The sequence below is a fragment of the Niastella sp. genome (assembly GCF_045805085.1).
In the GTDB taxonomy this organism is placed as follows: Bacteria; Bacteroidota; Bacteroidia; order Chitinophagales; family Chitinophagaceae; genus Niastella.
On sequence record NZ_JBJMLX010000088.1, the window covers coordinates 19,352 to 28,889 of the forward strand.

General features: G+C 44.6%; 10 protein-coding genes. 5 read left to right on the plus strand and 5 right to left on the minus strand.

Annotation, left to right across the window (positions count from 1 at the left end; translation table 11 throughout):
• Window positions 1-4 precede the first annotated feature (4 nt).
• Window positions 5-772 carry a DeoR/GlpR family DNA-binding transcription regulator gene (locus ACJ751_RS04435; protein WP_407744167.1) on the minus strand — a complete coding sequence of 256 codons (768 nt, stop codon included), beginning with the start codon at window positions 770-772 and terminating at the stop codon, window positions 5-7.
• Between the two features lie 145 nt (window positions 773-917).
• Between ACJ751_RS04435 and ACJ751_RS04440 the strand changes: the two genes are divergently transcribed.
• Entirely contained in the window at window positions 918-1,160 is a 243-nt protein-coding gene (locus ACJ751_RS04440) for a hypothetical protein (protein WP_407744168.1), read from the plus strand.
• A gap of 715 nt (window positions 1,161-1,875) precedes the next feature.
• Here ACJ751_RS04440 and ACJ751_RS04445 read toward each other — a convergent pair.
• Window positions 1,876-4,257: a glycoside hydrolase family 3 N-terminal domain-containing protein gene (locus tag ACJ751_RS04445; RefSeq protein ID WP_407744169.1), complete on the minus strand. Its 2,382-nt coding sequence runs from the start codon at window positions 4,255-4,257 to the stop codon at window positions 1,876-1,878.
• A 98-nt stretch (window positions 4,258-4,355) separates the two neighbouring features.
• Entirely contained in the window at window positions 4,356-4,922 is a 567-nt protein-coding gene (locus ACJ751_RS04450) for a Crp/Fnr family transcriptional regulator (RefSeq protein ID WP_407744170.1), read from the minus strand.
• A 62-nt stretch (window positions 4,923-4,984) separates the two neighbouring features.
• Here ACJ751_RS04450 and ACJ751_RS04455 point away from each other — a divergent pair, with 62 nt between their 5' ends.
• From ACJ751_RS04455 to ACJ751_RS04470, 4 genes are all read left to right on the plus strand, one after another.
• Window positions 4,985-5,677 (plus strand): HAD family hydrolase, encoded by a 693-nt coding sequence (locus ACJ751_RS04455; protein ID WP_407744171.1) that lies wholly within the window; start codon window positions 4,985-4,987, stop codon window positions 5,675-5,677.
• A gap of 2 nt (window positions 5,678-5,679) precedes the next feature.
• Window positions 5,680-6,342, plus strand: coding sequence for a CatA-like O-acetyltransferase (locus tag ACJ751_RS04460; protein ID WP_407744172.1), 663 nt, complete (start codon window positions 5,680-5,682; stop codon window positions 6,340-6,342).
• Window positions 6,343-6,448: 106 nt separating this feature from the next.
• Entirely contained in the window at window positions 6,449-7,039 is a 591-nt protein-coding gene (locus ACJ751_RS04465; RefSeq protein WP_407744173.1) for a hypothetical protein, read from the plus strand.
• 85 nt (window positions 7,040-7,124) lie between these two features.
• The gene (locus tag ACJ751_RS04470; RefSeq protein WP_407744174.1) at window positions 7,125-7,472 is read left to right on the plus strand and encodes a DHCW motif cupin fold protein; all 348 of its coding nucleotides are present in this window, start codon (window positions 7,125-7,127) and stop codon (window positions 7,470-7,472) included.
• A gap of 58 nt (window positions 7,473-7,530) precedes the next feature.
• Here the strand turns inward: ACJ751_RS04470 and ACJ751_RS04475 are convergent, their stop codons facing one another.
• Window positions 7,531-7,992, minus strand: a complete 462-nt coding sequence (locus ACJ751_RS04475; RefSeq protein WP_407744175.1) for an RDD family protein — start codon at window positions 7,990-7,992, stop codon at window positions 7,531-7,533.
• Between the two features lie 78 nt (window positions 7,993-8,070).
• Window positions 8,071-9,538 (minus strand): aldehyde dehydrogenase family protein (locus ACJ751_RS04480; protein WP_407744176.1); only part of this gene is annotated, 1,468 nt, incomplete at its 5' end.

The following is a 9,538-nucleotide window of genomic DNA, read 5'->3' on the forward strand; positions in this document are numbered from 1 at the left end:
TTTATTAACTGGCTACTATAAGTTCTATTTCGTGTTCTTCGAACAGTTTTCTGTCTTTATCTTCTATGCCATCGTCGGTGATGATGTAATTGATGAGCGACAACGCGCCCAGACTGGCAAAGGCATTCTTTCCTATTTTGGAAGAATCGGCCACCAGGTAGGTCATTTCTGCCGCTTCTATCATGGCTTTCTTTACTATGATGTCACTTAAGCTGGGATACGTTAATCCTGATTTCAGGGAGATACCCGCTGTGGCCAAAAAGAGCTTTGAGACGTTGATGCCTTTAAAAAAGTCGGCCGCTTTTTGACCGGTCAACGATAAGGTAGGTGGTTTAAATTCGCCGCCGGTCATTACTACTTCAATGCCCGGTTCGGTTCCCAGCATCATCGCAATGTTCAGCGCGTTGGTGATTACCGTCAGGTTTCTGAAACCTTTTAATTTTCTCGCGATCTCAGTTACGGTTGAACCGGAATCGAGAATGATGGTATCGCCGCTTTCAATAAACTCCAGGCATTTGGCGGCGATCTTTTCTTTCGCCTGCGTGTTCAATTCCTGGTGGGCCACATAGAATCCTTTTACCTGGTCTTCGATATTTTTCAGATAGGCGCCGCCATGTTCGCGGATCACCATCTCTTCTTTTTCCAGCTTCTCAAGGTCCTGACGGATAGTTACTTCTGTTACTTTGAAGATCCGTGCCAGGTCACCCACTTTTGCGGACCCGTCTTCACGGAGCATTTCCAGTATTTTCTCTCGTCTTTGATTTGGTAACATATGGTTTGATTGGAAGGCTATAGATCAAAAATAAGAAAACAATCGAAAAAATAGCAAAACAAACAAAAGAAAAGAAAAATGATTGGGTGGTTTAATTCTTCGATTAGTTAAGCAGCTTTATATATTTAATTGATTATCAATACCAATGCTATTTACTTTCACTTTGGGTTATTTGCGTTCGAAAGGTCTGAACCGGGATGAATGGGATAGCGGGATGTTTGGGATGCTATATTACAATTTCTCCCACTCTCTTCCTGACATGCTCCAGGGCATATCCCAGACTTCTCCCACCTTTCACTGGAGAGACCGGGAAAAACCGGGAGAAGTGTGGGAGAAGTTCTGGATGAGTCTGGCAGAAGGTCTGAACTGGGATTCATGGGATTTATGAGATGGATGGGATCAGATGACGAGACACACTGTAGCGGAGTTGTCTGATAGTTGTCTAATAGTGGTCAGGGAGTGGTCTAACAGTGGTCAGGGAATGGTCTGTAGCACTAGAGTACCTGTAGGGTTTCCAGACCATGCCCAGGCAATACCCAGGCCATTACCGTACCATTCCGCTGCCATTGCGCCATCATCTTAGCCCACTTTTTCCATAACTCATTGATCCGTTCAACATCGGCTCAACTACGGCAGTGCTACGGCTGTGGTACGGCTGATCCTGCCTGCATCTACGGCTATGGAACGGCTGTGGTACGGTTGATCCTGCCTGTATCTATGGCTGTGGTACGGAAGTAGTACGGCTGATCCACGGCTGGCCTATAGCGATGTAACGGTTGCGCTTGCCATAATGATGCCGTCAAACCCGGAGCGATCCGTGGGCCATTTCGAACATGCCGCTAAGGCCGATCATGCTATAGCGTTATAGAAAATTTTAGCAATGGGTTTTGGAGGCAACCATTGAAATAGGTAATTCTGTAAAATTATGAGGCTTCTATATCGATATAGAAATCGGTTGAAATGAATGAGTCATAGGTTCCTGGTTTGAATCACTTAACCTTTAAAGACAACGTAAAGTAAACCATATCCCCAAAAAGAAACCAGGGTTCAATCAGAAAAATAAACTGACTGAACCCTGGTTATAATTTTCAAAAAGACGGGACCTATTTTATAAAGAAACTCTCCTTCTGGTTAATATCCGATGATGAACCGCCGATCATTACACTGAACTCACCGGGCTCCAGCACAAACTTCATTTCGCGGTTATACAATTTCAATTCTTCACGGGGAATGGTAAAGGAAACTGTTTTGGTTTCGCCGGGTTGCAAATGAACGCGGTCAAAACCTTTCAATAGTTTTTCATACGTAGTCACCGAGCTCAACACATCGCGAATGTAACATTGCACCACTTCATCACCAGCCACCTTGCCGGTATTGGTTACCTCTACTGTTACGGCAATAGGATCAGTTGCAGTTTTACCTGTGTTTATCTTCAGGTTATTATAACCAAAGCTGGTATAGCTTAAGCCAAAACCAAAGGGATATAACAACCCTTTAATTTTTGCATGCTCGCCTTCATCCGATTGCGCACCGGGCTTGCTGGGGAAATTAAAAGGTATTTGTCCTACCGATTTAGGCCACGTAAGCGTGATCTTGCCGCCGGGATTGTAATCACCGAACAATACATCGGCAATGGCGATACCACCTTTTACGCCTGGGTAACCGGCATACACGATGCCATCGATGTATTTATCGATCCAATTAATGCTCATAGGTTGCGTACCGATCAATACTACCACTACAGGTTTGCCGGTGGCTTTGATGGCTTTTATCAGCTCGAGCTGATGACCGGGCAGGTCAAGACTCGTGCGGCTCTTGCTTTCGCCGGCGGTGCGCGTATTTCCGCCTAAAACAACAACCGCCATTTGCGCCTGTTTGGCAATTTGCACGGCAGAGTCGAGCATGGCCTGTTCTGCCGTATTCATTGGTTCTGGCAGGATCTCACTTTCAGGCCAGTTTTTATCAACCAGGTCAGCGCCTTTTGCATACAATACTTTATCGGCGCCCAGTTTTGCCTGAATGCCCTGCAGGATATTTACGCTGGGCGATCCCAACGGACCATAATGTGTATGCGCATAATCGTCATCGGTGGCGTTGGGACCTACTACAGCTATTTTTTCCAACCCTTTTGAGAGAGGAAGCATATTGTTATTATTCTTCAACAGCACCACGCTCTCGCGGGATGCCTGCAAAGCCACTTGCTGACTGGCATCGCTGTTCACTAATTTCCTGGTTTCTGCGGCGCTTTCTACATAGGGATGATCGAATAAGCCCACTTTGAATTTCACGCGCAACACATCGGCCACGCGGTGATTAATAGTATCCATGGGAATGCGGCCTTCTTTCACCAGCTGACGCAGATAAATTATAATGCTGTCAGGCGTCCGGAAGGTGGTACGCACATTCATCCCGGCCATAAAAGCCTGGTAAACGGCTTCCTTTAAATTGGCGGCCACATGGTGTTTGGTAGCCAGGTATTCGAGGGCATCGCTGTCACTCACCACATAACCGGTAAAACCCATTTCAACCCGCAGGCGCTGGATCAGCCAGTAATTGCTGCCCGAAACAGGAATACCATCATAATCGTTGTATGAGCTCATCACGCCCATGATGCCCGCTTCTTTTATTACTTTTTTGAAAGGATACAACAACAGGTTTTCCACTTCGCGCGGCGCTACTTGCGGGTCTGTGCGGGCCTGTCCTTCCCGGGCGCCCTTATTGGCACTGTACACCGCAAAATGTTTCGCAGTAGAGGCTACCTTTCCATCCTGCTGAATACCCTTTGCCATGGCAATGCCCATGCTGGCAACCAGGTAAGGGTCTTCCCCATAACTTTCTTCCAGGCGTCCCCAGCGCTGGTCGCGCGCTACATCTAAAATAGGTGCATACACGTTGGTGTAACCCAGGGCGCGGGCTTCGCGGCCGGTAATAATACCTTCCTGGTGAACGAGCTCTTTGTTCCAGGTCATGCCCATATTGAGTTGGGTAGGAAAACCAGTTGCCTCATAGGCCTCTACGCCACGAATGCCTTCATCGGTGAAATCGGCCGGAATGCCGAGGCGGGTTTGTTCTATAAAAAAACGCTGGGTCTCGTTCATGGCCCATACGTGCTTTTCCATATCTTTTACCAGGTCGATAGGCGGTGTTTTACCCCAACCGGCAAAACCATTCAGGTGTTCATCGATATTGGCAATGCCATCTTTCCAGATCGCATTCTTCCAATCGGCCGTTGGCAACGAATCTTTCAACACCCGGTGCCAGCCATACAGGGTGGCCATCTGACAGGTCTTTTCTTCCAACGACATTTTCGACAACAGGTCGGCCGTGCGGGCGTTTACTGATTGTTTGGGGTCTTCATAAATGTCTTTCTTACCGTTTTTATTTAAATCAATCCAACCGTCCTTGTAAATGGAGGTGAGGGGTTTGAATGAGGCTATGCCAAGCAGGGCAAGCAAGGCAAACAAGCGATATTTTCTTCCTTTCATATGTTGATAATGTGCAAGTGTCAAATATAGCCACAAAGGCTTCGCTGGCAGGAAGAATGTTACGCTAACGTTTGCGTAAAATAAAAGCCCACCAACATTTATGCTTTCAACTTTTTCAACGTCCGGTTCAGGCTGCGAATAGTGATGCCCAGGTAAGCCGCCATATCTTCTTTGGAAATAGTCATTTCCTGTACCTTCAACAATTCAAGCAACCTGGTCAATGAATGTTCTACGGTATGCAGTTGCTGAAAGGAGGCGCGTGCAGAGGTATTGATAATGCGGGTGGCAAAGGTTTCCAGCAGGAACCTGTTAAACGGCAGGTCTTTTTCAAGCAACGATACAAAATAAGGAATGGAAATGGCATACACCTTTACAGGCGTCAATGCCCTTACATTGCATAAACAGGTAACGTTCTTAACAATTTCAATCTCGCCAAGGCTCTCGCCTTTACCCAGGAACTCTACAATAAACCGCCGGTCGTCATCTTCATTGATATCAACTGTTGTAATACCTTCTTTTATCATGAACACTTTGGCGGGCCTTTCGCCCTGGCGCAGCAAGAGCTGTTCCCGGGAATATTCCTTTAACAGAATATCTTCCTTATGGTGCTGGTTATTATACAGCTGTTCTATAAATGATAAAAAGGCGTTGTTGGTACGAAGCATAATTTCCTGGTTGGGACAAATGTCCTTTTTATAATTGAAGTAACCAACCAATTTTGCCTGCTATGAGAACCCACATTAAAACCATTGCTTTTGATGCTGATGATACCCTTTGGGTGAACGAACCTTACTTTCAGGAAGCCGAGAACCGGTTCTGCGAATTACTGGCAGCCTGGTTACCACCCGAAGCAGCCTCCCAGGAACTGTTTAACACCGAAATGAAGAACCTGCACCTGTACGGCTACGGTATAAAGGGAGTTATTCTTTGCATGATAGAAACGCTCACCCGCGTATCGAATGGGACTGCCCAACTGCATTTGATAAACCAGGTGCTGGAATTGGGTCAGGAACTATTAAATAAACCCATCGAGCTATTGCAAGGGGTTGAAGAAACTTTGGAAGCGTTGCATAGGAAGTATAGGTTGGTTATAGCAACCAAGGGCGATCTGCTTGACCAGGAACGAAAACTTACTAAATCAGGGTTGCAGGATTATTTTCATCATATAGAGATCATGAGCAATAAGCAGGTGACCAATTATCAAAAGCTGTTAAAACACCTGGATTGTTCGCCGGCCAACTTCCTGATGCTGGGCAATTCGGTTAAATCGGATATTCTGCCTGTATTGGCGCTGGAGGCATTTGCCGGGCATATTCCCTTTCATACCACCTGGAAACATGAACTGCACGAAGAAAAAGTAGAACACCCGAACCTGATATCATTAAACAATATTGCTGACATCATTAAACATCTTGATTAGCCATGAAAACAGCGATCGACATAAACAGCTGGGTAAGAAAAGACCATTACCGGTTCTTCTCCCAATTTGAAGAACCCTTTTTTGGCGTAACCGTTTCAATAGATTGCACCTTAGCTTATCACTATGCAAAAGAGCGGGGCATTTCATTTTTTCAGTATTACCTGTACCAGGCTTTAAAGGCAGCCAACGCCATTGAGAATTTCCGCTATCGCATTATTGATAAAGAAGTTTACCTGTTCGATGAGGTCCATGCTTCGCCTACGGTACCCCGTCCGGATGGCACGTTTGGTTTTTCCTATATAGATTATAGCAACGATGAGGAGCTTTTTTATTTGAACGCTACCCGGATCATCGAGACAGAGAAACTGGCAAGTGGTTTAATTCCGGCTGTTTCGGGTGAGAATGTCATTCATTTCTCGGCGCTTCCCTGGATAAACTTTACATCAGTATCGCATGCCCGGTGTTTTTCATTTGCCGATAGCTGCCCAAAGATCACCTTCGGGAAGGTAACCGAAGAAAATGGCAAAAAGCTGTTACCGCTTGCCGTGCATGTTCACCATGCCCTGGCAGATGGTTATCATGTCGGGCTTTTTATTGAACAGTTTCAATCATTGATGAACACCAAGAAGCAAGCCCGTTACAATGTAAAAAAGACTGATATGTAATTCATCATACGGCAAGATCCTGTACTATCTGGTTATTTTAAACAATGTTGATGCTTGGTTTTATTAATACCTTTTCTAACCTTGTGGAATTAATAATAACTATTCCATGAAAATAATAACCTGCCTGGCTATCTGCCTGTCGATACTCTTTCAATTTTGTGCAGCACAAACCACTCCTAAAAAAGAATTTTACAGTAAAGATTTCAACTGGAGAATTACCATTCCGGAGAATTTTCAACCTATAGATTCCACAGAATGGGCGAGAATGGAAAGCAAAGGGGCTGCTGTTATGGATAAGGCCAATAATACAAAAGTGGAGAATCACGCCACACTACTTTTTCAATTCAAAACAGATCAAATGAATCACTTTAACTGTAGCTACCAACCCTTTGATCCGGTAGTCGACGGCGATTATTTAAAAACCAAGCAGGCCGGAAATGACATGCTATATAAAACTTTAACCACCCAACTGCAGGGAGTAAAAGTTGACACTACTATGATCGTAGAAAAGATCAGCAACCTGGAGTTCCATACTTTTATAACAACTGTTACCTACCCGAATAAAATGGTTTTACACATGCTGTTGTATTACAGACTCTTCGACAAAAAAGAGTTTGCGATAAATATCTTTTATAAAGACGAGGAAAAAGGGCAACAGATGTTGAATGCGTGGAAGAGTTCTAAGTTTGGGAGGTAAATTCAGTCCACATTAAAGGATGTCCAAGAACCAGTGTGGTATCATTGAAAGCATATATTCACCGATTTGATGACATACTTACACAATGAGCAACTTTAACTTTCAAACAATTGACTGGGATGTAATCCCTGCTACTGAACATTCGGGAACCACTGGTATAGCAGTTTGGAGAACATTACAACTGCAAGGGTTACGTATTCGAAGAGTGGACTACTCAAAGGGATATCTGGCAGATCATTGGTGTAAAAAAGGTCATATTGTTCACTGTCTCGAAGGAGAATTTGTTAGCGAGCTTGATAATGGCCAGCAATTTACACTTAGTCAGGGAATGACTTACGTAGTATCGGATGATTGTAGCAGTCACAGATCGTTTTCAGAAAACGGGGTGAAACTTTTAATAATCGATGGGGATTTCCTTCAGCTTTCTAAATGAAAAAGCCCTGAAACTCTTTTACGTAAAAGAATGTCAGGGCTTAATAAATAGTATTTAATTAATTAACATTATTAATAACCATGGTATTGGTCCATTTGTCCTGCCAGGGATTACAAACACTGCCAAGGGCACTAAATACACAGAAAGGAACGGCCCGGCTGAATCCTCTTGAAAACGCGGTGCTGGCGGAAATGGGCGTACCGTCAAGGTTAACTGCCCTGGTTTTGGTAATGAATTTACCCACTGACCTTCCTTTTAATAAAGCTTCCACTATAGACATATATATGGCATAAAAGAAAAGCGAGAGTATGTTGTCTACGATGCCCAGGCTACTACTCTCACGGGTCCATGAATTAAATGTGGAGGGCGCTGCTATTGCGAGCAAGATGGCAAAACCGAACACAAACAAATAAAATACAATAAGGTCGATTATATAATTAGCGAAGCGTTTGCCGGTACTGGCTCTTTCATAATAAACTTCATCGGCCAGTAAGTCGGGCGGGTTTTGATCAAACTGCATTTGGTTGAGTTTTAAGGTCAAATTATAGGGTGAATTAAACTTTTCCAAAATACAAAACATCTCAGAGATAACAAATGGCTACCCTATAATAACTTTTGTCTCCAATTGTTCTTCCAGTCCATAAACTCCCCCTTCCCTGCCGATCCCTGATTGTTTGAACCCGCCAAAAGGAGCCAACGCATCATGGTAGAGTGTATTGATAGCCACCCTTCCGGCATTGATCTGTGCGGCAACCCTGTTAGCACGTTCCATATTGGAGGAACTCACATAGGCATGTAGGCCATAGATGGTATCGTTGGCGATCGAGATTGCTTCCGCTTCGGTATGGTAGGTAATGATCGACAGAACAGGACCGAAAATTTCCTCCCGGGCAATGGCCATGTCATTGGTTACGCCGGTAAATACAGTCGGTTTTACATAATAGCCATCCGACAGGCCTTCAGGCTTTCCTAACCCACCTGTAAGCAGTTCAGCTCCTTCTTCCATTCCAAGTTTGATGTAATGCTGAATACGATCGTACTGTTTGCTTCCCGCCAAAGGTCCGATCGCAGTCTGCTCATCACGAGGATCGCCAACTTTTAACGTTTCCACGGTTTTCAGAACAATCTTTTTTATTTCCGGTAACAAATGTTCCGGCACCAGTAACCGCGTACCAGCAATACAAGCCTGCCCGTTATTCATAAAACCGGCATTCACGGCCATGGGTATCGCAGTCTCCAGATCTGCATCGTCCAGGATAATGTTCGGAGATTTGCCGCTTAATTCAAGCGTTACCCTTTTCATGGTTTCAATAGCGTTACGGGCAATAATTTTACCTACGGTAGTTGAACCCGTAAACAATATTTTGGCAACTGCAGGATGAGTAGAAAGGACTGTCCCCAATACATCTCCCCTTCCATGAACCACATTTATCACCCCCGGCGGCAGGCCTGCTTTATCAAAGCATTCAGCCAATACCTGCGATTGCAACGCACTCATTTCACTGGGTTTAATAACAGTAGTACAACCGGCTGCTATGGCAGCAGCAAGCTTAACACATATAGATCCGGAATTGGCATTCCATGCGGTCATGATAGCGGTAACGCCAACCGGCACCAGGGAGATCCGTGACTGACCTATCCTGCGCTCAAAATCGAAGTCCTTTAATATTTCCCTGAAATACAAAAAAGTTTCTGCAGCATACCGGTTTGACCAAAGGGAACGTTGCACCGTGGCGCCGTATTCATCTGTCGTTACCTCCTGAAGGTCCTCCAAACGTTCCATAATAGCATCAGGTAATCTTTTCAGGTATTCAATGCGCTGCTCTTTCGACGAACGGGAAAAGGCCGGGAATGCGTTTGAAGCATGTTCTATGGCAGCCAGGATATCGCTTTCTGTTCCCATAACGACTTTGCCTATTTGCTGGTTATTGGCTGGATTAAATATATCAATGATCTCTGTACCTTTTGATGGAGTGAATTGTCCGTTCAGGTAATTTTTATCTATTGTTTTCATCCTTTTTTTGATTTTAAATTGTAGATAGGAAGCTTCCATATTTCCAGAACAA